Origin of the sequence: Thiobacillus sp. (assembly GCF_013693775.1) — a bacterium.
Lineage (GTDB): Bacteria > Pseudomonadota > Gammaproteobacteria > Burkholderiales > Thiobacillaceae > Thiobacillus.
This window is the reverse complement of record NZ_CP059257.1, coordinates 1,401,317-1,422,754: the sequence shown is the minus strand read 5'-3', so window position 1 is coordinate 1,422,754 and position 21,438 is coordinate 1,401,317. Positions and strand designations below refer to the sequence as shown.

Genomic DNA, 21,438 nt, shown 5'->3' with positions numbered 1-21,438 from the left:
AGAACCTGCTGCGCTCGAAGCCGTTGGAGTTGAATCCAACGATGGCAATGCTCGAACAACGGCAGAAGTTTGGCGGTGCCAGCCAGGCTCTGCATGACTTTGCTGAACTACTGGGACGGCGCTTTGGTGCATGGGATGCAAAGCAAAACATCAGGTCTTTTGACCAGGGACTGGAAGACTCAAAACCCGATCTTGCGAAAAATGCGTTGCTGCTGTCGGGCTATCTGCCAGCCATTCTGTACCTCTACCACCAGCCAGTCAGCGCCGAATCCAAGCTGGAGTGGCTGAGTGGGTTGATCCGAGCGGTGGACCTGCCATTCCTGCAACTGCCTTTCTATCTGGCAGCCCTGTTGTTCTTGGCGAAGGAACAGCCTGCACTCTTTCGCAACAAGGTGCTCAGCAAGGTGCAGAAGGACACCAAACTGATGTCCAGCCTTGATGAACAANAAAAGGCTGTACTCAATCTTGGGCATGACGTGATGCTGCCGGCTGTGGCGATTTTTCCCGCCGGCGTCCAAGGCGCGATGGTGTTCCCATACATCTTGGGAGAAGTCCGGTGCAGCGCAGTCGTCGCGCTACCGGATGGGCGAGCCAATGGCGCATGGGAGTTGAACCCAGACGGCCGCCTTCACGCGGAGCTTGGTGCAGCGGTAGCCCATTTCCTGCCCCACCGAGAGCGCCCAAGCTCGAAGGCAGAGCAATCGGTGCGTCGCGCGAACCTCCGTGCTTTCTCGGACAGCTATCTGGAAAAGTGCGTGGCGTTGAAACATGCCGCGCGGACCTGAGCGCAAAAAGAGCCACCCCTGCGAGAACAGGAGCGGCTTTGGATGGTGCCCGAGGCCGGAATCGAACCGGCACNGACCGCGAGGTCGAGGGATTTTCTTACCACTTCGGCTTTCGCCGCCAANNCGCATGCGCTGTTCGTGGTCTGGAGCACGCCTTCACCATAGCCTTGCGGCCGTAGGTGCCCGCCGTCTGCTCTCTACACCTTCCCAAGCGTTGGGCCTGGGCTTGGCTCGGCGTTGGCTCGGANTGCAGGGGCATCCAGGGCGTTCGCCGACTTTGACGGGCTTCACCTCTGGGGTTTTCCCCGGAGGGCTCAAATTGTNNTCAAGTCCCTTGTGTCTACCGATTTCACCACTCGGGCATTACATGATGCNNGCTGGAGCCTACACCTCTTTCTGCTGGCTCCTGCTTGGCTCCTGACCATCAAGCCGAGCCGCGAAGCTACGCCTTGATGCTCGCAAACCGTTGTCACTATTGACCTTTCACCCTGATGGTGCAAGCAGAAAGGACTTGACAAAACAGATTNTTAAGTCCCTTGTGTCTACCAATTTCACCATCCGGGCAAAGCGGACGGCTGACCCTGAATTTGGAGGCGCGAGCCGGAGTCGAACCGACCTACACGGATTTGCAATCCGGTGCATAACCGCTTTGCTATCGCGCCGTCGCGGTAAAACGCTTAAACGAAAAGGGGAAAACGTCCGGGCTGTGCCATCTGTTTTCCCAGAATGCTGGAGCGGGAAACGAGGTTCGAACTCGCGACCTCAACCTTGGCAAGGTTGCGCTCTACCAGCTGAGCTATTCCCGCGTTGAAGGCTGCGCATTATGGTGATTTCGGTTTTTTCTGTCAACACCTCAGGGCGAAGATTTTTGCAGTGCACGCGCGGCCATCACGAGGTAATACGCCATTGATACGAGGGTAAGCAGGGCGGCCACCCAGATCAGCAGCGTGCCGATCTGGGAGATGGGCAGGCCGGCGAGGGGCTGGAAATACAGCAGCAGCACGATGGCGATCATCTGTGCCGCGGTTTTCAGCTTGCCGACGAAAGAGACCGCGACGCTGGCTGACTTGCCTGCCTTGGCCATCCATTCGCGCAGGGCGGAAATGGTGATTTCGCGGCCGATGATGATGAGGCCGATCAGCGGCGCTACGCGATCCAGGTCGATCAGGACGATCAGCGCGGCCGCCACCATCAGTTTGTCGGCCACAGGATCGAGGAAGGCACCGAAGGCCGAGGTTTGCCCCAGTTTGCGCGCCAGCCAGCCGTCGAGCCAGTCGGTCAGCGCCGCCACCCCGAANAATGCGGCCGCCAGCAGGTTGGCGTCGGACGGCGACACCCAGCCGTCGGGCAGGTAGAACACGCCCGCCATCAAAGGGATGAACAGAATGCGCAGCCAGGTGAGCAGATTGGGGAGATTGAGTGGCATCAGTGGAGCGCGTTATAAATGGTTTCCGCCAATTCTCGGCTGATACCGTTCACACTGGCAAGCGCGTCGACGCCGGCGTCGCGTACGCCCTGCAGGCCACCGAAGTGTTCCAGTAGCTGTTTGCGCCGTTTGGGACCGATGCCTGCGATGTCTTCCAGCGTCGATTGCACGCGCGTTTTTCCGCGTTTGGCGCGGTGGCCGGTGATGGCGAAGCGGTGCGCTTCGTCGCGCACCTGCTGTATCAGGTGGAAGCCAGGGTGGTCCTTGGCGAGATGGAGTTCGCGACCGTCGGCGAAGATCAATGTTTCCAGTCCGGGCTTGCGTGCCTCGCCTTTGGCCACGCCGAGCAGCGGCACGTCGTTCAGCCCCAGTTCGGCCATGGCCTCGACCGCCATCGCGATCTGCCCCTTACCGCCGTCGATCAGCAGCAGGTCGGGCAGCACGCCATTCTCTTCCACGCTCTTGTGGAAGCGCTTGATCAGCGCGGCATGCATCGCGGCGTAGTCGTCGCCCGGGGTGATGCCCGTGATGTTGTAGCGCCGGTAGTCGGACTTCTTCAGGTCATCGCCCTCGTAGACGACGCAGGACGCCACGGTCGCCTCGCCCATGGTGTGCGAGATGTCGAAGCACTCGATGCGGTTGAGCGCCGGCAGGTCAAGTGTGTCGCGCAACGCGGCGAGCCGCTGCGACTGGTTGGCGCGGTCGGCGCTGCGGCGCTCGGCAGACAAGTGCGCGTTGGCCTGCGCCATGCCGATCCAGACCTTGCGTTCACCGGTGACGCGATGCAGAAGGGTGACTTTNTTACCGGCCTGCTCGGTGAGCAGCGTTTCCAGTGCGCTGGTCTCGATGGCTTCGCTCACCAGGATGCGCGCCGGGATGGGGTGGTCGAGGTAGTGCTGGAGGATGAAGGCTTCCAGCGCCTCGGCCGGCGTCGCACCCTCGCCGTGCTGCGGGAAGAAGCTGCGGTCGCCGAGATGCCGACCGCCGCGGATCATCGTCAGGTTGACCGCGATCACGCCGCCGGCCTCGGCGACCGCGACCACATCCGCGTCCGCATCGCTGCCGGTGGAGTCGACGAACTGCTTCTCGCGCACGGCGGCGAGCATGCGCAGGCGGTCGCGCAGGAAGGCGGCCGTCTCGAAATCGAGCGCAGCCGCAGCGGCGTTCATCTGCTCGGTAATGTGTTCAGTCAGTGCGCTGGCCTCGCCGTGCAGCAGCTGGGCTGCTTCATGGACGTCGCGCGCATAGGCCTCGGGCGTGATGTGTCCAACGCACGGTGCGGTACAGCGTTTGATTTGATACAGCAGACACGGGCGAGAGCGGTTGGCGAATACCGTGTCCTCGCATGTGCGCAGTTGAAATACCTTCTGCAGCAGCTGGATGCTTTCGCGCACCGCGTAGGCATTGGGGTAGGGGCCATACGCCTGGTCGCGCTTNTTGGGTGTGCCGCGGAAATAGGCTAGGCGCGGAAAGCGGTGCCCGGTCAGCAGCAGGTAGGGATAGGACTTGTCGTCGCGGAACAGGATGTTGAAACGCGGCTTCAGCCCCTTGATCAGGTTGTTTTCCAACAGCAGCGCTTCGGCCTCGGTGCGCGTGATCGTGGTGTCGATATGGTCGACACTCTTCAGCATCAGCTTGATGCGGGGNCTCTGGTCGCTTTTCTGGAAATAGCTGGAGACGCGTTTNTTAAGATCCTTCGCCTTGCCGACGTAGAGCACGGCGCCGGCCGCATCGATCATCCGATAGACGCCGGGCAGGGTGGGCAGCGAGGCGAGAAAGTCCTTGTCGACGCTCAAGGTCAGAGCCAAATTCGGCAGGAATCATGCCCCGCGCCGGTTGCCTGCGGGATGCAGGGCAAGGCGCGGGGCGTGAAATTTGGTCGTTCCAAATGAACGACTCGCAACGCGGGACATGATTCCTGTCGAGTTAGTCGCTTATTCATCCTCGTCGAGCAGCTTGCCGGCGATTGCCCAGTTCTCGTCCGGCAGTTCCTCGAACGCGATATAGGTATACGACGCGGGCTTGCCGGCGTGGCGCTCCAGCGTGGCGGTGATTTCTTCGGCGACTTTCTGCTTCTGCTCGCGGGTGAGGCTGCCGGCGAGCTTGATGGTGACGACAGGCATGGTCAGTCCTTCGCTTGAATTCGGGTGAATACGGCTTCGAACATCTCGGGGGTGAGGCGGCGCGTCTGGGTATTGTAGCGGGAGCAGTGGTAGCTGCTGACCAGCCGCCGGCCACCGGGCAGGCGGTAATCGCTGGCATGGGCAAACGGGTAGTCCTTGAGCTTCAGTCCTTTCGCGCGAAGCACGGCCTGATGCGCGATCTGGCCCAGCGCCAGGATACTGGCATGGCCGGGCAGGGCCTCCAGTTCGGCGGCCAGATAACGATTGCATTCGCGGATCTCGCCCGGTTCCGGCTTGTTGGCGGGCGGCAGGCACTTCACCGCATTGGTGATGCGACAGCCGGTGAGCGTCAGTCCGTCGTCTGCGGACAGCGATTGCGGTGCGCTGGCGTAGCCGAATTTGTGCAGGGTTTCGTATAAGAGCACGCCGGCATAGTCGCCTGTGAAGGGCCGGCCGCTGCGATTGGCGCCGTGCATGCCCGGGGCGAGGCCGACAATGAGCAGACCGGGTGCGGGATCGCCGAAGGCGGGCACCGGGCGGGCATGGTAGTCGGGATGGCGGGCGCACACCTCGTCGAGAAACGTGGCGAGGCGCGGGCAGGCGCGGCAGTCAGGGTCGAAGTGCATCGGAAGCAATAAAAAACGCCCCATGTCGGGGCGTTCATTGTACGCGAGGCGGTGCTCAGCCTTCGATCGGGCCGGCAGCGGTCTGCATGTAGTTCTGCTCACCCATGCGTTTGATCAGGTCGAGTTGGGTTTCGAGATAATCGATGTGCTCTTCGGTGTCGGACTGGATGCCGACCAGGATTTCTCGCGAAACATAGTCCTTGACCGATTCGCAGTGCGCGATGGCTTCGACGTAGAGCGCGCGGCCGACCAGTTCGAGCTTGAGGTCGCATTCCAGGCATTCGACGACGTTTTCGCCGATCAGCAATTTGTTCAGATCCTGCAGGTTGGGCAGGCCTTCCAGAAAGAGGATGCGCTCGATCAGCTTGTCGGCGTGGTGCATTTCCTCGATGGACTCTTCGTATTCGTGTTTACCCAGCGCAATCAGCCCCCAGTTCTTGTACATGCGGGCGTGGAGGAAATACTGGTTGATGGCGGTCAGTTCGACCGTGAGCGCCTTGTTCAGGTACTGGATGACTTTNTTGTCGCCTTTCATGGTTCTCTCCTGAGAGTGGGCAAGCCCGTTTAAAGAGCCGTTGGCTGGGCGAATGCTGGCTAATAGGCGAATGGGACGCCTGTCATTCTAGGGGAAAAGCCGTGCGGGACAAGTATGGATCGCGGTCCGTGCGGAGCGGTCGCGGGCAGAGCGGGAATCAGGCGGCTGCGGCGAATGAGGCGTCCGACGAGCATCCCTGGCATTCGGCGAGGGCTTCCTGGAGCACGTCTTTCGCGCAGCGGGCGCAACGACCACATTGGGTGGACACGCCGAGTTCGTCGCGAAGCTGGCGCATCGTGGTCACGCCACGATGATGAACCATGCCACGGATTTCGTGGTCGGTGACCCCTTTGCAAAGACAGACGTACATGACGCACCTTCTGGTTTGGAACTCGGTAGCTGAATATTATAAATAATGAGAATGGTTGTCAATAACAATATTGGAGTAAAGATTCCGCGCAAAAAAACGGCGAGGGAAATTCTCCACCATCCGTGAACGTCCTGTTCGTTGNNCATAGGTACGGCGAACAGGGCCGGGTTACAGTGATTTCATGCAGAAGTACCAGTCGGTGTACTCGTAGCTTTCGTTNNCATGTGGGTCTCCACGGCATTTNNACGTCCTGCGGCGGCGGGACGATGACCTTGTCACATCGACGCTGTCAATCGCCAGACATCGTCTCCGGATGTGCGAACGGCGCGGAATGCGTGCCCCGTATCNTTGTAGCCGGTGAGCATGGCGCGCGGCAGGTTGATGCGGGTCTTGCGGCTGACCCATGCCACGCCGGCCACGTGCAGCGCGACGCATGCGAGCAGAACGTCGGAGAGCGTCTCGTGCAGGTCTTCCAGCCATTCCTCGCCCCAGTAGGCGTCGGTTCCCATCAGCCAGCCCGTGACGCCCAGCGCGATGACGAGGCCGAGCATCGCGAACACCATCACGGCGCCGAGCGGATTGTGTCCACGCATGGCGACGCCGGGCCGGGCGAGATAGGCTCGGATGCGCGCGCGTGGGGAAAAACCCAAAAAGCGGGCGTAGCGCGAGCCGATCGCACCCCAGATGAGGCGCCCACCCACCAGTCCCAGCGCCGCGTAACCCGCCCAGCGATGCCACGGGCCGCCGCCGTCGAACAGGAACGCGTCGAGCAGCACCAGGGCGGCGAGGCTCCAGTGGTGCAGGCGGACAAAGCGATCCCAGACGTACGTGCGTTCCACGACGTGTTCAGGCATCAGTCGAGATAGGCCTTCACCGGTCTGCCGGTGACGGTGTCCATGTAGATTTCGACGCGCTGTCCTTTCTCGTTGTGGCCGTACATCTCGTAGCAATTGCCGTCGACCTTGAATTTCTTGATGGTGTAGCCGGCGTCCTTCAGGGCGGCTCTGAGGTCCGCCTCTTTCATCCACTGTTCCTTGGGATGGGCGTCGCAATCGGCGGCGGCGTGCGCCAGAACGGGAACGAGCGCCAGGGCGGCAAGGGTGAATCGCAGACCAGTCATGATGAGCTCCTTTTCTAAGGTGAATGAAACAGGGGGAATTCAGACCGTCGCCCACATCCGCATCAGGTTGTGGTAGCAACTGGTCAAGCGCACTGCAGCATCGGTTTCGCCGTGTTCACCGCGCAAGGCGGCGATGCTCAAATCCATTTCGTGCAGCAATTCACGCCGTTGCGGTTCGCGCACCATGCTTTCCAGCCAGGTGAAGCACGCCAGCCGCGCGCCGCGCGTCACCGGCTCGACGCGATGCACGCTGTACGAGGGATACAGGATCAGGTGGCCCGCCGGCAGCTTGACCGCGCGGCCACCCATGCCGTCCTCGATGATGAGCTCGCCGCCGTCGTAATCGGTTGGGTTGTTGAGGAAGAGCGTGAACGACAGGTCGGTTCGCACATGCTGCGCCGTGGCCGGATGGGTGCGGATGGCGTTGTCCACGTGATTGCCGAAGGAATTGGCTTCGTCGCCGTAGCGGTTGAACAGCGGCGGATAGATGCGCTTGGGCAGGGCAGCGCTGAAGAAGGTGGGGTTCTTCGACAAGGCTTCGAGGACGAGCGCGCGCAGCTGCTGCGCCACTGGGCTGGTTTCGGGCAGTTGCCGGTTGTTCTTCACCGTGGCGGCCTGACTGCCGGCGGTGACGCGGCCGTCGGTCCAGTCGGCCTGTTTCAGCAGCGCAGTGCAGTGCGCGAGCGTGGCGGCATCGAGAACGTTTGGAATGTGCAGCAGCATGGTCGGGTCTCCTGTCAGGGATAGGGCGCTGCGCAGGCAACGCCCTATCCCTGCCAATGATTGGCAGGGAAGGCAGGTTCAGAACTTCAGCTCGCCGGTGAGGATGAAGCGACGCTTCTGACCGGGCACGGTGAACGGACCGTTGTCGTAGATCGAGTCGTAGTACGTCTTGTTGAACAGGTTCTGCACGTTCAGGCGGACACCCCAGGTTTTCTGGTCGTAGGACACCATGGCATCCCAGCGCACATAAGCCGGCGCGGTATTGGGGTTGAAGCCGCTGGGCTGGCCGTTCGTGGTGAACTGCGCATTGGCCGAGGCATTCGACGGGTTGTAGCCGTAGCGCTCGCCCTTGGCCTCGGCGCCGCCGCCGACCTTCCAGCCGCCGCCCAGCTTGTAGGTGGACCACAGATTGAAGGTATACGGCGGGGTGTTGCGCGGCCGCTTGCCGACGAAGCGCGGATCGCCCACGGTGCCGCTGGATTGTTCGGCGACTTCGAGGATGGTGGCATCCATCAGCGCCAGTCCGGCGAAGACTTCCCAGTTCGGCGTGATGCGGCCGGCCGCTTCGAATTCGATGCCGTCGGTGCGGCGCTTCTTGGTCAGGATGGACGCGGTAGATTCGAGGTCGGTGTTGCGTTCCCAGTTTTTGATCGCACGGTAGAGTGCGGTGCGGAAAGTCAGGTCGCCGTCGAAGAACATCCACTTCGCGCCGACCTCGTAGACCTGGCTGGTCTCGGGCGGTTGTGGCGTGGCGGTCAGCTGGTAGAGGTCGGCCGTCGGGCTGAACGAATCGCTGTAGCCGACGTAGTAGTGCGCTTCCTCGGTAGGCTGGTAGGACAAGGCGGCGCGATAGCTCCATTCGCCGTATTCCAGGTGCGGCGAGGTGGCGCTGGAGTAGTCGGCGTCGAGTTCGTCGCGGCGCACGCCCAGCGTGGCCTTCCAGTCCGGGATGAATTCGACTGTGTCCTGTGCATAGAGGGCGTAGGAATTGCCGGTGAAATTGTTCAGCTGTGCCCCCGTATATGACTCGACGTAAGGCAGGAACAAGGGAGGAATGCCGGACACGATGGTTGTCCCACCGAGATTCTGCAGACCTGAGCGGTGGCTGTTCTCGTGCAGGTATTCGACGCCAGTGAGGAATTCGTGCTTCATGCCCAACGCCTCGAATTTCCGGCTGTAGTCGGATTGGAGTGTGAGCGTTTCGTAATCGGACGAGCGGGTGGGTCCTGCATTCCAGTTGCCGCCATTGCCAGGGAGAGTTCCGTCCACGTTCGGTGCAACCGTGGCGCTCGGCGTGCGTGCCCAGTAGCTGCGTTCGTAGTCGCCGTAGCGGACCGTGGTGCGCAACTGGCTGTCATCGGCGAAGCGGTGCGTCCAGGTTCCCGTGGTGACGTTCACGTCGCTGTTGTCGAAGTTGCGGTCGATGCCCCAGAAAGTGTCGACCGGGAACGTGGTGTTGGGGCGGTGGGTGGCGTTGTCGAACGAGAAGCCATAGTCCGGCGTGTCGCGGTTGCGCATGTACAGGTGCGAAAACGTGAATTCGTCGTCGGTGTTCATGCCGAGCGCGAGGCTGACCTGCGCACCGCCGCGATTGACGTCGGGCTCCGCGCCGCTGGCGGGATTTTCGCGCCAGCTGCCTTCGTCGCGTTTCATCAGATTCACGCGTACTGCGCTGTGTTCGCCCAGCTGCTTGTTGAGGTCGGCGGTGACTTCGGTGTAGTTGTCAGTGCCCACACTACCGGTCAGTTTGTAGGCATCGGCCAGCTTGGGCGTCTTAGAAACAAGGTTGATGACGCCGCCGGCCTGGCCGCGGCCGAACAGCATCGAGGCGGAGCCGCGCAGCACGTCGACCTGCTCGAGGAAGAAGGTTTCGCGGTTGTATTGCGCGGTGTCGCGGATGCCGTCGAGGTAGACGTCGCCGAAGGTGTAGAAGCCGCGCAGCATCATGTTGTCGCCGGCGCGGCCGCCCTCGGCGGCATTGAAGGTGAGTCCCGACACGTTGCGCAAGGCGTCGCGCAGCGAACCGACATGTTGCTCCTGCATCAGCTGCTGGGTCACGACGGTGATCGCCTGTGGGATGTCCTGCGGATCCTGCTTGGTCTTGCCGACGCGGGTCTGCGTACCCTGGTAGCCGTTATTGACCTCCATGGGGTCGGACGTGTCTTCCACCTTGACGGTCGGCAGCGTGGTTTGGGCGGTATTCGCCGGATCCGCAGTCTGTGCCAGCGCGGCGGGGGCCAGCATCATGAAGGCGAGCGAAGCGGCAGCCGGCATGGCGGCCGCGGGTTGCAGGCGCGCCATCAGCTGGCGCAGGATGCCCGAGGGCGGGCGCGGTCGTACGTGGGACATGGTTTGCTCCTGGTCTGAATGATCGACTGGCTGGCGGAGCAAACGCTTGGCTGGCTGGCGGTTGAAAAAACGGAAGGCGGCAGGCATGGGTCATCCCCAACCCGCTGCGACGGCGAGGTGATACACGATGAAACACGCGAGCCAGGCCAGGCCGAACAGATAGCCGGCCATGACGAGCGGCATTTTCCAGCCGCCGGTTTCGCGCTTGACGGTGGCAAGCGTGGACAGGCACTGCGGCGCGAAGACGAACCAGGTCAGCAGCGACAGCGCAGTGGCGAGGCTCCAGCTGTGCGCGATCAGCGGTGTCAGGGCCTGCGCAGTGTCGTCGCCGCTGGCCGACAGCGCGTAGACGGTGCCGAGCGCGCTGACCGCGACTTCGCGCGCGGCCATGCCCGGCACCAGCGCGACGCTGATCTGCCAGTTGAGGCCGATGGGTTCGAAGATGGTGGCGAGGCCGCGGCCGAGCGTGCCGGCGAGGCTGTATTCGATCGCCGGGCCGGTCGCGCCGGCGGGGGCNGTCGGGAAGCTGGCGAGGAACCACATGACGATGGTGAGCGCCAGGATGATGCCGCCGACCCGCTTGAGAAAGATGGACGCGCGCTGCCACAGGCCGATGGCGACGTTGCGCGGCGTCGGCCAGTGGTAGGTCGGCAGTTCCATCATCAAAGGTCTGGGTAGCCCGCGGGTGGTGAGGCGCTTGGCCAGCCAGGCAATGCCCATCGCGCTGATCACGCCGGCGACGTAGAGACCGAACAGCACCAGGCCCTGCAACTCGAACATACCCGCGACCTCGCGCTTGGGGATGAAGGCGCCGATCAGCAGCGCATACACCGGCAGTCGTGCCGAGCAGGTCATCAACGGCGCGATCATGATCGTGACGAGGCGGTCACGCGGGCTGGCGATGGTGCGCGCGGCCATGATGCCGGGGATCGCGCAGGCGAAGCTCGACAGCAGAGGGATGAATGAGCGGCCCGACAGGCCCACGCTGCCCATCAGGCGGTCGAGCATGAAGGCGGCGCGTGGCAGGTAGCCCGACTCTTCCAGGATCAGGATGAAGAAGAACAGGATGAGGATCTGCGGCAGGAACACCAGCACCCCGCCGGCGCCCGCGATGATCCCGTCGACGAGCAGACTGCGCAGCCAGCCGTCGGGCAGCGCAGCGGTGACGCCATTGGCCACCCATGTGGTGGCCGCCTCGATCCAGCCCATCGGCGCCTCGGCCCAGGTGAACACAGCCTGGAACATCAGGAACAGCACCACCATGAGCAGCGCCATGCCGATGACCGGATGCAGCACCACGCGGTCGATCCGGTCGGACAGCGTGTGTGGCGCATGCACGTCGAGGCCGAGGCTGACGAGGATGCGCTGCACCGTGTCGTGGTCGGCTTCCACCGTGACGGCCGGGGCGTCGGTTCCCGGTACGGACGAGTGTGCTGCCTCGCCGCGCCAGGCCTCGGCCGGCGCATCGAGCAGCGTACGCAGGGCGGTTGCGCCGTCCTTCCTGACGGCGACGGTCTTGACGACCGGCACGCCGAGTTCGAGGGACAGCTTGTCCACGTCCACGTGGATGCCGCGCCGTGCCGCCAGGTCGGTCATGTTGAGCGCCACCACGCAGGGCAGGCCGAGGCGTTTCACGGCCAGGACAAGCCGGAGATTGCGCCGCAGGTTGGTGGCGTCGACCACGCAGACGACGCGGTCCGGGCGTTTCTCGCCGCGCGCGCGACCCATCAGCACGTCGACCGTTACCTGCTCGTCCGGCGAACGCGGGTTGAGACTGTAGGTGCCCGGCAAGTCGAGCACGCGCAGCGCCTTGCCTGCCGTCGTGAGGTAGCGGCCTTCCTTGCGTTCGACAGTGACGCCGGCATAGTTCGCCACTTTCTGGCGGCTGCCCGTCAGGACGTTGAACAACGCGGTCTTGCCGCAGTTGGGGTTGCCCACCAGGGCGACCAGCGGTCCGCCGCGATGCACATGAACGACGGCGGACGGGGCGTGGTCGCGGCGGACCGAATCGTGGCAGGCGCTCATGCAGCCCCCGTCGCGTTATCCAGCCGCGTGACTTCGATGCAGGCGGCCTCGGCACAGCGCAGGGCGAAAGTGGACGAGCCGACGCGGACCACCAGCGGATCGCCGCCTGGCTGCGCGCGTGCCATCAGCATCACTTTCTCGCCGGGGATGAACCCCAGCTCCTGCAGCCAGTCGTGCCATTCCGGCGCATGCTCGGGCGTGTGGATGCGCTCGATGCGGCAAAGTTGGAAATCGTCCGAACGGTCAAGGGTGAACATGTCTAAGGATCCCTGCGGTTCAATGGGCCGCGGTTTTCGGTTCGGTGACGAACCCGAGCTTGCTGAGTCCTGCGCGCGCGGCGTCGGACATGATCTGGGCGACGTTGCGATAGGCGAGATCGCCGTCGGCGCGGATGTGGATTTCCGGCTGCGGGGTCTGTTGTGCGGCGAGGTCCATCTTCGCCTGCCAGGCGGTCGCGTCCACGGGTTCGGCGTTCCAGAATACCGAGCCGTCGGTCTTGATCGACAGGTTGACCGTCTCCGGTTTGTCCTCGTTGGGCTGGCTGGATGCCACGGGCAGGTTGACCTTGACCGCATGCGTCATCAGCGGCGCAGTGATGATGAAGATGACGAGTAGCACCAGCATCACGTCGATCAGCGGAATCATGTTGATTTCCGCGTTGTCGCCGTCGCCGGCATCGTTGAGCATTCCGCCGAAGGCCATCATGCGCTCCTGACGGCCGGGGCGACGTAGACGCGCGGTACGTCGTTGTCGACGCGGGTGTTATTGCGCACGCCGGTGGACATGAAGGCGAACAGGTCGTGCGCGAAGCCGTCCACCTCGGACAGCATCTGGCGCTTGGCGCGATTGAAGAAGTTGTAGGCGAGCACGGCAGGGATGGCGACCGCCAGGCCGAGTGCGGTCATGATCAGCGCCTCGCCCACCGGACCGGCCACCTGGTCGAGGCTGCCCGAGCCGCTCATGCCGATGTTGACCAGCGCGTGGTAGATGCCCCACACCGTGCCGAACAGGCCGACGAAGGGCGCGGACGAGGCGATGGAGGCCAGCATGGTGTGGCCGTATTCCAGGCGCGCGGTGTCCTGGTTGATCGCGCGACGCAGGGCTCGGGTGAGGAATTCGTCTTCCGAACCTGATTCGATCAGGCGGGCGCCGGTTTTGCCGCGGAACTGCTCGGCTGCCTTGAGGCCGTGATGGGTGAGATGCGAGAACGGGTCGTTGATGCCGTTCTTCTGCAGATAGTCGCCCACGGCCGCCAGCCCGGATGCATTCCAGAAGCGTTCCAGGAAAGCCTGCGCATTTTTCTTCATGCGCCAGTTGGCGATGCTCTTGGAGACGATGAGGTACCAGGTGATCACCGACATCGCCAGCAGGATGGCGAGCAGAACATGCGCGAGCATGTCGGCCTGGGCGATGAAGTGTGCGAACCCCAGTTGAGCGGGGTGAGTGACGGTTTCCATGGTTTAGCTCCTGAGGGTGAACTGAATCGGCACGATGACCCACGCGGCCACCGGTTTGCCGGCCTGGCGGGCCGGCTCGAATTTCCAGCTGGACAGAACGGTTTTCCGGGCCGATTCGTCGAGCCGCGCATAGCCGCTGCTCTTGACGATTTCCAGTTGCGCGACACTGCCGTCCGGGTTGACCAGGATGTTCAGCCGTACGACGCCTTCTTCGCCGAGTCGCTTCGACAGCGCCGGATAAGGCGGTTTGGGATTGTTCAGATAGTCCGCGGGCCGGGGCGGTATTGGCGGCGGGGGCGCGGGTTTCGGCGCTTCCGCGACAACCGGTACGGGCGGCGGTACCACCTCGGGCACCAGCACGGGTTCAGGGTCGGGTTTGGGCGCCTCGACGACGGGTTGCGGCGTGGGAAGCGGCTTCTCGGCGATCAGCACCGGTGGCGGCGGCAGCGGTTTGACGCGTGGTTTCGGCGGCTGCGGCCTGGGTTCGGGTTTGGGCTGCGGGTCGGTCTCTTTTACCTCGGGCTCGATCAGGCTTACCGTAATCGGCAGTGGCGGCGTGATCGGTTCGGGGGTGTGGGCGACGAACAGCAGCGCAGCCAGCAGGCTGGCATGCGCGAGCACCACACCGGCAAGCGACGCGCGCGACAGCCGGGCCGAATAGGGCAGCGCGGCAGCCGCGAAACGCACTGCGTTCGGCAGATCGGCTTTCACGGCGGAGGGAGCGGTCAACGCGGCGGTCATCCCGGGCAAATCCAGTTCCATTCAGAGGCTCGCCGGGCAATCGTCACAAGGGCTGCGCGGTTGTTTCGTTCCCGCGGCACGTTCAGACGGATCACGTTACGGCGATGTGGTAACAATGTAAAGTAATGATAATAATTCGCATTAAATAAGTCAATTGATTCGTTGCGGTTAATCTTCTTCAATCAGGAGAAAGCGATATTGGGCGGGACCCAGATGCATACCCGGGCCTGTGTTTAGGATGCGGCGGAGTGGATCTTGCCGTGCGTGGGGCAGGCGGCGTGCTTGCCCGTTTGAAGGGCGGATTCCGCCTTGTCGATGTGGGTCTCGATCGGCCTGGCGAACGCGTCGCGCGCAAGGCCCATGCCGTTCAACATCCAGACGCCGATCCAGGTACGGGTGAACCGCTCGAAGCTGGTTTGGTCATCCCAGGCCAGCCGCAGCGTGAAGGCGTCGCGCCGGTCGCGCGGCTCCGCGAAATCGTGGGCACGCAAGCCGACGGTATGGGTCAGTGCATCGCGCGCAGCCTGCCAGGCGTGGCGGAACGTATCGCGATGGCGCGGCAGCACATGAAAATGATAGGCAATGGCGAGCATCAGACCCCTTCCTGTGGAATGACGAAGACGATGGAGAAGCGCACCGACAGCCGGCCTCCGCGCTGTGCGCCTGGAGCGATGTGGAAAATTGTGTAATCCGTCGTTCGGGGTTTGGGGCGGCATGCGTGCGCTGCGTTGCATTTATATGTGCACGCACAGGCGCGGGTTCGGTGCGCTCGATGTCGAGATCGTCGGCGAGGTTGCGGCAGGCTTCGCGCTCGACAGGCGTGAGGCTGTCGTACTCGGCGGCGCGTTCGAGCAGCAGGCGGGCGGTGGCCTTGTTGCGCGCGCAAGGCTGGCGCAGCACGACCAGCGCGGCGACGAGAAGGGAGGCAACGGGCGAGGTATGCATGGCGGGGTTCCTCAGGCGGCAGCGACAAAGGACTGGCCGGGCTGCCACTCGCAGGCGGTGAGCTCGCCGCTTTGCAGGGCGTGCAGCAGGCGCAGCGTTTCGCGCGCCGAGCGGCCGACGTTGAGGTCGTTGGCGGCGATGCTCATCACCCGGCCTTCGGGATTGACGATGAAGGTGGCGCGTACCGCCACGCCGTTGTCGGCGAGTATGCCGAAGCCTTGCGCAAGGCTACGCGAGACGTCGCCGAGCATGGGGAATTTCACTGCGCCGAGCCCGTGCCGCACCCAGGCGCGATGAGCGTGCGCGGAATCGACGCTGGCGCCGAGCAGTACCGCGCCGGACAGGTCGAAATCGTGGCTGAGGTCGGAATAGGCGCGTATTTCCGTCGGACAGACGAAAGTGAAATCCAGCGGCCAGAAAAACAGCACCAACCACCTGCCGCGATAGTGCGTGAGTGAAATCGGTTCGATGCGGCCATCGGGCAGATAGGCTTCGCAAGTGACGTCGGGAATCGTGTTTCCAATCGAGATCATGTGGGGCTCCTGGTCAATCAGTGCAGGATGGGGTGCGCGGGACGCATGGGCGTGGCGGTCGAGACCGCGCGCCATTCGAACGACAGTCGCCGGCAGGCATTGGCCAGACGGGGGCTGGTCGCACGGTCGTGCATCCAGACGAGATGCTGTTCGATCATGCGGGCGAGCTTGCGGCAGCCGGTTTGCTGGTAGCGATGCATCAGCCATAGCGTGGCGGCGATGACGATTTCGTGGGTGTCGTGTGGCTGCGATGTGTTCATTGCCAGTCTCCTTGCAAGTGTGGGGCTGGCTGGCGCGGATGCGCGGGCGGGCGGGGTTGGGGTGGCCTCGAGGCCAGCAGGCCGGGCCTGCGTACGGTTTACTTGGTGAGGATCAGCTTGCCGTTCTTGGTGATGCGCAGGCGATAGTGCTCGCCTTTGTGGCTGATCAGGATTTCCTGACTGCCCTGGAATAAAAANTCCGCCGGGATGATCCCGGGCGGACGAGTCCGCGTTCCAGGCTCGACCGGAAGACGGATGGAGGAGGAGGGCGCATTCGGCATGGCGTGAGGATCCTGTGCGTCAGATTCGGGGTTCATTCGGGGAATCGCCAATCAGTGTGTTACGAATAATAACGATTCTCATTTGTGTGTCAAGCGCTCACGGGAAGAACCCCGGCATTGAAATGAAAAAGCCCGCACAGGCGGGCTTGATAGGGCAGTACGGGGAGCCGTTACGCCGGCTTATCCATATCCTGATTGAGCGCTTGGTTGATCAGTCAGGTGCAACTGCGCGGATCAGTGTGCGGCTTTGCCATCGACGCCGGCTCGGGACGCCCATTCGCCTCGCACCAGCGGTGCGATGTTCAACACCTCGGGCTGGAGCGTGACGTGTGCGATGCCGTGCTGCTTCGCAAGCATGTCGCGGGCTGCGGCCAGAATGTGCAGCCAGTTGGCAAGATCGCGGATGTCGAGGTGCGCGGACAGGGCGACGGTGCCCGACGACAGCGTCCACACGTGCAGGTCGTGCACGCGCTGTACGCCGGGCAGGGCGGCGAGGTCGTGGCCGACGGATTCGAGCTGGATCTGCAGGGGTACACCCTCCATCAGCACGTGTACCACCTCGCGCAGCAGCCGCAAGGCCGAGACCAGAATCAGCACCGCCACCAGCAGGGACAGCAGCGGGTCAATCGGCGTCCAGCCGGTGGTGACGATGACGATGCCGGCGCTGATCGCGGCGACCGAGCCGAGTGCATCGCCCAGCACGTGCAGCATCGCGGCGCGACTATTGAGGGTGTGTTCGCCGCGGCTCAGGATCCATGCGACGAGCAGGTTGATGCCGAGGCCGATGACGGCGACGCCGATGACGGTACCGCCGGCGATCGCGTGCGGGGAGCTGAAACGGTCGATGGCCTCATGCACGATATAGCCGAGCACGACCAGCATCATCAGACTGTTGAACAGCGCAGCGAGCACCTCGGCCCGCACCAGGCCATAGGAGTGCCGGATGCTGGGTGGCCGGCGCGCCAGCCAGGCCGCCGCCGCGGCCAGGCCCAGCGCGGACGAGTCGGTGAACATGTGCGCCGCATCGGACAGCAGCGCGAGCGAACCCGACCACCAGCCGGCCAGGGCCTCGACGCCGGTGAATGACAGCGTCAGCAGCAGGGCGAGGATCAGCTTGCCGTTGCCGCCTTCAGATGCATGCACATGAACGTGATGCATGCCATGGCCATGACCGTGGTCATGCGCGCTGTGATCGTGGTTATGCGCGCCCACAGTAATCCGTCGGGTCGACCTGCAGGTTGAGGGTCGCGCTGTCCAGCCCCAGCCCGGCGATGTGGTGCAGCGCATTGACATAGCGCGTCGATTCGCGCAGCTGGGTCAGGGTCTGCGGGTGCGGGTGGCCGTGCATGCGAGCAAGGCGTGCACGGGACGGGGCGGGCCAGTCGACCTTCAGGTTGGCCAGCACGTCGTCGGCCAGGTCGGGCCGGTTGCAGACCAGCGCCATGTCGCAGCCGGCTTCCAGCGCCGCCGTCACGCGCTCGACCACGCCGCCGGCCACGGCGGCACCCGCCATGCAGAGATCGTCGCTGAACACGGCGCCGTCGAATCCCAGCTGGTGCCGCAGCAGTTTCTGCAGCCAGACGCGCGAAAACCCAGCCGGCTTGTCATCCACATTCGGGTAGATCACATGCGCCGGCATGATCGCGGCCAGCCCGGCCTCGATCATCAGGCGGAAAGGCACCAGGTCGGCGACGGCAATATCGGCCAGGGTGCGATTGTCGACCGGAACGTCGACGTGCGAATCCGCCACCACGAAGCCGTGACCGGGAAAATGCTTGCCGCAGGCGGCCATGCCGGCATCCTTCATACCCAGCATCATGGCCTGGCCCAGCTGGAACACGGCATGCGGATCGGCATGAAAGGCACGGTCGCCGATGACCGACGAGGCACCGTAATCGAGGTCGAGTACGGGCGCGAAGCTGAAGTCGATGCCGTGCGCGCGCAGTTCGCTCGCCAGCACGAAGCCGGTTTCGCGTGCGAGGTGTTTCGCCTGTTGCGGATGGGTGTTCCAGATTTCGCCGAAGGCGCGCATCGGCGGCAGGCGGGTGAAGCCTTCGCGGAAACGTTGCACCCGCCCNCCTTCGTGGTCGACGCCGATCAGCAGCGGCGCGGGCTTGAGCGCGTGGATCTCGGCGGTTAAGGCGGCCAGCTGGGCCGGGTCGCGGTAGTTGCGGGAGAACAGGATCACCCCGCCGACGAGCGGGTGGCCCAGGCGGCGTCGGTCGTCGTCGGTCAGTTCGGTGCCTGCCACGTCGAGCATCAAGGGGCCGAGCGTCATATCCGCTCCAACAAGGACAGTGTCATGTTGCCTCCAGAATCACATAAGCCAGGACGAGATCGCTTTCGTCGGACAAGGACACATGATGAGCGCTTATTCCGCGTGCTGCCAGCCAGGCATCCAGTTCGGGCGCGCATTGCAGGAAGGGCTTGCCCTGCGTGTCGCGCAGCACGGCGATGTTGCGCAGCGTCACCGGCGCACGCAGGCCGGTTCCCGTCGCCTTGGCGAAGGCTTCCTTGGCGGCGAAGCATTTGGCCAGGAAGCGTGCCGGGTCGCGGCTGGCACGATAGCCGGCCTGTTCGGCCGGGGCGAGAATGCGCTCAGCATAGGGCTCGCCGAAGCGGGCCAGCCCATTGCGGATGCGCTCGGCGTCGAGCAGGTCGGTACCGATGCCGTGGATCATGGCGACACCTTCACCGGCAAGCCGGCAGCCCGGATGGCGTCCGCGAATGTGTCGAGCCATGCGGCGGGCAGGGCGGACAGCCGGTCGGCCTGCGGCTGCATCGAGGGACGCGCGAGGCCATAGAGCAGCACGCCCCGGACGGGAATCCCCTGCACGCGGAGGCGTTCCACTGCGTTCAGGTAGGCCGCCTGTTCGGCGGCGGATGGCGGCGCGCCGTCGCGTGCGAATACGCAGGTCTGCAGCCAGGTCGGACACAGGCGCGCGGTCGTGACCAGGCGTTCGAATTGCCTGTCCGGCGCGATGCGCGTCTGGTTGATGGCGCGCATGCCGCTGGCGGTCGCACTGTCGAACTTGAACCACACTTCGCCGTTCAGCGTGGCCATTTTCCGCAGGCCCGCCTGGACGCGCGGCCGGTCGGCCAGGCTGCCGTTGGTGATCAACACCAGCTTGATTTTCTCGATCAGGTCGAAGTCCGCCATCACCCGGCCGATGCATTCGATGACCAGTGGAAATTCCCGGGCGCTGGTCGGTTCGCCGTTGCCTGACAACGCGATATCGTTCAGGCGCCGTGCGCCCTCGGGCACGCGCGTCTGCATGAAATCGCCGCGGAGAATATCCGTGAGCAGCGTGCGCAGCTCGTTTTCAAGTTGAGCCAGATCAATATCCGGCGCGGTGCCGCGCGTCAGGTTCGGTACCTGGCAATAGACGCAGGCCCAGTTGCATGCGTTGTTGGGGTTGAGATTGATCCCGACCGACACCCCGCCGGCGCGGCGCGAGACGACGGGATAGACGTACGTCATCCCCGCGCTGTCGCGGTCGTGGTTGGTGGAGGTGAGCTGGGCAGACACGTTGCGGGGCGGGAATGGGCGAACGCCCATTCTACTTGAGCCGCTGTCGAACCGGACGCCGATCCGCTGCACGGGACGGCCTGCAAATCAATGCGGCTGGTGGGGTTTCCACATCAGCACGGCGTAGCGTTGCTGGCCCAGCTGCCGGGTTTTCGGGTCATATACGGTGTAGACCAGTTGCCGGGTCTGGTCGGGAGGGCCGAACAGGGTTCGGGCTGCGGCAGGGCAGGCGAGCGCGTCGGTCACGCCGAAACGCAGGGTCCCGCACACGGCAATCCGGTTGCCCGATTCCAGCGCGCGGGCGTCGATCCAGGGAGATTGGGCGAGGTCGGGCCCGGCGAGATCAAATCCATACAGGCCATGCGGATGGTCGGGCGAGTAGAAGCTCAGGATGTAGGGCAGNGGAAACGTCCCGGCTGCGTACTCGATGGGTTCGGCATAGGCATCGTGGTACAGGCGCGTCGCGTCCTCGGCAATGCGCTGCGGCAGTGCATAGGCCGGTTGCGCGGGGTAGGTGCGGTACTGTCTGTCCCAGAGCGCGGCCGCAACAAGCGTCACCAGGAGATAGATCAGCCCGACCCGATAGATTCGTCGTGCGAGCCATCCGTTGTCGAAACGGGCGGGCGTGAGATCGACCAGGGCCCAACCGAGGAACAGCAGGGCTGGAATCAGCCAGGACGATACGGGACTGATCCCCTGCGCGAGCGCGGCCAGCAGGGTCAGTGCGACGCTTATAGACAGGATGCTCAAGCCCAGCCGGGGCGGTCGCGGTGCTTGATCAAGCGGAACGGTGGGAAGTCGAACGAGGCTTGCGCCCCAGGCCAGCAAGGCGACGCTGCTGAACCCCAGCACGCCCACCAGGGCGACAGCATAGGCTTTGGCGCCATCCGTTGCGCCGAGCACTTCATGCGCTTCGTGCATGTAATGCAGGCTGGGCCAGCCGTGCCGGATGGACCAGACAATATGCGGCGTGACCAGCAACAGCGCGGTTACGCTGGCGATGACCGTGCCTTTGAACAGCATGGCAAGAGGCGGGCGCAGGGTGAGCAGAATGGCCAGTCCGATCGCCGCGAACAGCACGAGTGCATAGTATTTGGTGAGCAGGGCGGCAGCGGCGAACACGCCTGCAAGAACGAACCAGCGGGCGCGGCCCTGCTCGAGCGCATGCAGCAGGCTCCAGACGAAGCCGGCGACAAACGGCAGCAAGGCAGTGTTGGCGTTGTACTTGAATCCGCTGTCGGGGCCGAAATGGGTGCCCAGCGTGGTGAGCACCACGGCGACCAGCACCGCATCCCAGCTGAGGAGGCGTTTCATCGCCAGTGCCAGCAGCCCCAGCGCGATGGCCAGATTGACCTGGTTGAGCAGGTAGTAGGCGTTGTCGCCGACCGGAAACAGCCTGAACCAGGCCGCCGTGATCCAGCCGAACAGCGGCGGATGCTTGTTGGTGCCCCATTGCCATTCCATGCCCCAGGCATAGTTTTCCACCATGTCGGCGCCGTCCAGGTAATGACGGGTCGCGGCGAAAATGCCCCACCAGACGAGACAAAAGGCCAGGATGTACAGCAGGGTGCGACGGGCTGAGGGGGAATCGGGGCAAGCGTTCAACAGGG

Annotated in this window: 24 protein-coding genes and 2 tRNA genes; all 26 read right to left on the bottom strand. The window is 63.8% G+C overall.

All coding sequences use genetic code 11. The features are described 5' to 3' along the window. Positions 1 to 1,373: 1,373 nt before the first annotated feature. The 26 genes from HZY77_RS07090 to HZY77_RS06965 all read right to left on the bottom strand — a co-directional run bounded on the left by HZY77_RS07090 (position 1,374) and on the right by HZY77_RS06965 (position 21,433). Positions 1,374 to 1,447: transfer RNA gene (locus HZY77_RS07090), tRNA-Cys, on the bottom strand. A gap of 68 nt (positions 1,448 to 1,515) precedes the next feature. After that, positions 1,516 to 1,591, bottom strand: a tRNA-Gly gene (locus tag HZY77_RS07085). 47 nt (positions 1,592 to 1,638) lie between these two features. After that, entirely contained in the window at positions 1,639 to 2,211 is a 573-nt protein-coding gene (gene pgsA, locus HZY77_RS07080; protein WP_296820140.1) for a CDP-diacylglycerol--glycerol-3-phosphate 3-phosphatidyltransferase, read from the bottom strand. Further along, entirely contained in the window at positions 2,211 to 3,950 is a 1,740-nt protein-coding gene (gene uvrC, locus HZY77_RS07075; protein WP_296820857.1) for an excinuclease ABC subunit UvrC, read from the bottom strand. Before uvrC ends, pgsA begins: the two co-directional genes overlap by 1 nt. 195 nt (positions 3,951 to 4,145) lie before the next feature. After that, on the bottom strand, positions 4,146 to 4,334 hold the full coding sequence (locus tag HZY77_RS07070) for a 4-oxalocrotonate tautomerase family protein (protein ID WP_296631946.1): 189 nt from the start codon (positions 4,332 to 4,334) through the stop codon (positions 4,146 to 4,148). 2 nt (positions 4,335 to 4,336) lie between these two features. Then, on the bottom strand, positions 4,337 to 4,960 hold the full coding sequence (locus HZY77_RS07065) for a uracil-DNA glycosylase (protein WP_296820855.1): 624 nt from the start codon (positions 4,958 to 4,960) through the stop codon (positions 4,337 to 4,339). Between the two features lie 55 nt (positions 4,961 to 5,015). Then, a complete protein-coding gene (bfr, locus tag HZY77_RS07060) occupies positions 5,016 to 5,495 on the bottom strand; it encodes a bacterioferritin (RefSeq protein ID WP_296820137.1) in 480 nt (159 codons plus the stop codon). A gap of 157 nt (positions 5,496 to 5,652) precedes the next feature. Then, positions 5,653 to 5,865, bottom strand: a complete 213-nt coding sequence (locus HZY77_RS07055; RefSeq protein WP_296820135.1) for a (2Fe-2S)-binding protein — start codon at positions 5,863 to 5,865, stop codon at positions 5,653 to 5,655. A gap of 275 nt (positions 5,866 to 6,140) precedes the next feature. Beyond that, positions 6,141 to 6,719, bottom strand: coding sequence for a cytochrome b/b6 domain-containing protein (locus HZY77_RS07050; RefSeq protein ID WP_296820133.1), 579 nt, complete (start codon positions 6,717 to 6,719; stop codon positions 6,141 to 6,143). Next, positions 6,719 to 6,985, bottom strand: a complete 267-nt coding sequence (locus HZY77_RS07045) for a PepSY domain-containing protein (protein WP_296820130.1) — start codon at positions 6,983 to 6,985, stop codon at positions 6,719 to 6,721. Before HZY77_RS07045 ends, HZY77_RS07050 begins: the two co-directional genes overlap by 1 nt. Before the next feature lie 39 nt (positions 6,986 to 7,024). Continuing rightward, entirely contained in the window at positions 7,025 to 7,708 is a 684-nt protein-coding gene (locus HZY77_RS07040) for a Fe2+-dependent dioxygenase (protein ID WP_296820127.1), read from the bottom strand. 78 nt (positions 7,709 to 7,786) lie between these two features. Next, positions 7,787 to 10,057 (bottom strand): TonB-dependent siderophore receptor, encoded by a 2,271-nt coding sequence (locus HZY77_RS07035; RefSeq protein WP_296820125.1) that lies wholly within the window; start codon positions 10,055 to 10,057, stop codon positions 7,787 to 7,789. A gap of 90 nt (positions 10,058 to 10,147) precedes the next feature. After that, positions 10,148 to 12,082 carry a ferrous iron transporter B gene (locus HZY77_RS07030; protein WP_296820123.1) on the bottom strand — a complete coding sequence of 645 codons (1,935 nt, stop codon included), beginning with the start codon at positions 12,080 to 12,082 and terminating at the stop codon, positions 10,148 to 10,150. Continuing rightward, positions 12,079 to 12,339, bottom strand: coding sequence for a FeoA family protein (locus tag HZY77_RS07025; RefSeq protein ID WP_296770231.1), 261 nt, complete (start codon positions 12,337 to 12,339; stop codon positions 12,079 to 12,081). The genes HZY77_RS07030 and HZY77_RS07025 overlap by 4 nt, the downstream gene beginning before the upstream one ends. Positions 12,340 to 12,358: 19 nt before the next feature. Continuing rightward, the gene (locus HZY77_RS07020; RefSeq protein WP_296820120.1) at positions 12,359 to 12,784 is read right to left on the bottom strand and encodes a biopolymer transporter ExbD; all 426 of its coding nucleotides are present in this window, start codon (positions 12,782 to 12,784) and stop codon (positions 12,359 to 12,361) included. Then, positions 12,784 to 13,539 carry a MotA/TolQ/ExbB proton channel family protein gene (locus tag HZY77_RS07015; protein WP_296820118.1) on the bottom strand — a complete coding sequence of 252 codons (756 nt, stop codon included), beginning with the start codon at positions 13,537 to 13,539 and terminating at the stop codon, positions 12,784 to 12,786. Before HZY77_RS07015 ends, HZY77_RS07020 begins: the two co-directional genes overlap by 1 nt. A gap of 3 nt (positions 13,540 to 13,542) precedes the next feature. Next, positions 13,543 to 14,301 (bottom strand): energy transducer TonB, encoded by a 759-nt coding sequence (locus HZY77_RS07010; protein ID WP_296820116.1) that lies wholly within the window; start codon positions 14,299 to 14,301, stop codon positions 13,543 to 13,545. A 212-nt stretch (positions 14,302 to 14,513) separates the two neighbouring features. Then, on the bottom strand, positions 14,514 to 14,873 hold the full coding sequence (locus HZY77_RS07005; protein ID WP_296820113.1) for an antibiotic biosynthesis monooxygenase: 360 nt from the start codon (positions 14,871 to 14,873) through the stop codon (positions 14,514 to 14,516). A 363-nt stretch (positions 14,874 to 15,236) separates the two neighbouring features. Further along, positions 15,237 to 15,758: a peroxiredoxin gene (locus HZY77_RS07000; RefSeq protein ID WP_296820110.1), complete on the bottom strand. Its 522-nt coding sequence runs from the start codon at positions 15,756 to 15,758 to the stop codon at positions 15,237 to 15,239. 17 nt (positions 15,759 to 15,775) lie between these two features. After that, on the bottom strand, positions 15,776 to 16,018 hold the full coding sequence (locus HZY77_RS06995; RefSeq protein WP_296820108.1) for a hypothetical protein: 243 nt from the start codon (positions 16,016 to 16,018) through the stop codon (positions 15,776 to 15,778). A gap of 98 nt (positions 16,019 to 16,116) precedes the next feature. Continuing rightward, entirely contained in the window at positions 16,117 to 16,335 is a 219-nt protein-coding gene (locus HZY77_RS06990; protein WP_296820105.1) for a hemin uptake protein HemP, read from the bottom strand. 198 nt (positions 16,336 to 16,533) lie between these two features. After that, positions 16,534 to 17,457, bottom strand: a complete 924-nt coding sequence (locus HZY77_RS06985; RefSeq protein WP_296661192.1) for a cation diffusion facilitator family transporter — start codon at positions 17,455 to 17,457, stop codon at positions 16,534 to 16,536. Positions 17,458 to 17,497: 40 nt separating this feature from the next. Next, complete coding sequence (nagZ, locus tag HZY77_RS06980) at positions 17,498 to 18,577, bottom strand: beta-N-acetylhexosaminidase (RefSeq protein WP_296820102.1); 1,080 nt, start codon at positions 18,575 to 18,577, stop codon at positions 17,498 to 17,500. 22 nt (positions 18,578 to 18,599) lie between these two features. Further along, positions 18,600 to 18,980 carry a holo-ACP synthase gene (gene acpS, locus HZY77_RS06975; protein WP_296632000.1) on the bottom strand — a complete coding sequence of 127 codons (381 nt, stop codon included), beginning with the start codon at positions 18,978 to 18,980 and terminating at the stop codon, positions 18,600 to 18,602. Continuing rightward, positions 18,977 to 19,858: a radical SAM protein gene (locus HZY77_RS06970; RefSeq protein WP_296820100.1), complete on the bottom strand. Its 882-nt coding sequence runs from the start codon at positions 19,856 to 19,858 to the stop codon at positions 18,977 to 18,979. The genes acpS and HZY77_RS06970 overlap by 4 nt, the downstream gene beginning before the upstream one ends. A gap of 57 nt (positions 19,859 to 19,915) precedes the next feature. Beyond that, the gene (locus HZY77_RS06965) at positions 19,916 to 21,433 is read right to left on the bottom strand and encodes a glycosyltransferase family 39 protein (protein WP_296820097.1); all 1,518 of its coding nucleotides are present in this window, start codon (positions 21,431 to 21,433) and stop codon (positions 19,916 to 19,918) included. Positions 21,434 to 21,438 lie beyond the last annotated feature (5 nt).

Coding starts and splice junctions, on each gene's coding strand:
- HZY77_RS07020 (WP_296820120.1), bottom strand. CDS start 12,784: ATGGCCTTCGGCGGAATGCTCAACGATGCCGGCGACGGCGACAACGCG.
- HZY77_RS07025 (WP_296770231.1), bottom strand. CDS start 12,339: ATGTTCACCCTTGACCGTTCGGACGATTTCCAACTTTGCCGCATCGAG.
- acpS (WP_296632000.1), bottom strand. CDS start 18,980: ATGATCCACGGCATCGGTACCGACCTGCTCGACGCCGAGCGCATCCGC.
- HZY77_RS07000 (WP_296820110.1), bottom strand. CDS start 15,758: ATGATCTCGATTGGAAACACGATTCCCGACGTCACTTGCGAAGCCTAT.
- HZY77_RS07035 (WP_296820125.1), bottom strand. CDS start 10,057: ATGTCCCACGTACGACCGCGCCCGCCCTCGGGCATCCTGCGCCAGCTG.
- HZY77_RS07015 (WP_296820118.1), bottom strand. CDS start 13,539: ATGGAAACCGTCACTCACCCCGCTCAACTGGGGTTCGCACACTTCATC.
- HZY77_RS07070 (WP_296631946.1), bottom strand. CDS start 4,334: ATGCCTGTCGTCACCATCAAGCTCGCCGGCAGCCTCACCCGCGAGCAG.
- HZY77_RS07055 (WP_296820135.1), bottom strand. CDS start 5,865: ATGTACGTCTGTCTTTGCAAAGGGGTCACCGACCACGAAATCCGTGGC.
- HZY77_RS07040 (WP_296820127.1), bottom strand. CDS start 7,708: ATGCTGCTGCACATTCCAAACGTTCTCGATGCCGCCACGCTCGCGCAC.
- HZY77_RS06995 (WP_296820108.1), bottom strand. CDS start 16,018: ATGAACACATCGCAGCCACACGACACCCACGAAATCGTCATCGCCGCC.
- HZY77_RS07005 (WP_296820113.1), bottom strand. CDS start 14,873: ATGCTCGCCATTGCCTATCATTTTCATGTGCTGCCGCGCCATCGCGAT.
- HZY77_RS07045 (WP_296820130.1), bottom strand. CDS start 6,985: ATGACTGGTCTGCGATTCACCCTTGCCGCCCTGGCGCTCGTTCCCGTT.
- HZY77_RS06970 (WP_296820100.1), bottom strand. CDS start 19,858: ATGGGCGTTCGCCCATTCCCGCCCCGCAACGTGTCTGCCCAGCTCACC.
- HZY77_RS06985 (WP_296661192.1), bottom strand. CDS start 17,457: ATGCATCACGTTCATGTGCATGCATCTGAAGGCGGCAACGGCAAGCTG.
- HZY77_RS07010 (WP_296820116.1), bottom strand. CDS start 14,301: ATGGAACTGGATTTGCCCGGGATGACCGCCGCGTTGACCGCTCCCTCC.
- HZY77_RS07065 (WP_296820855.1), bottom strand. CDS start 4,960: ATGCACTTCGACCCTGACTGCCGCGCCTGCCCGCGCCTCGCCACGTTT.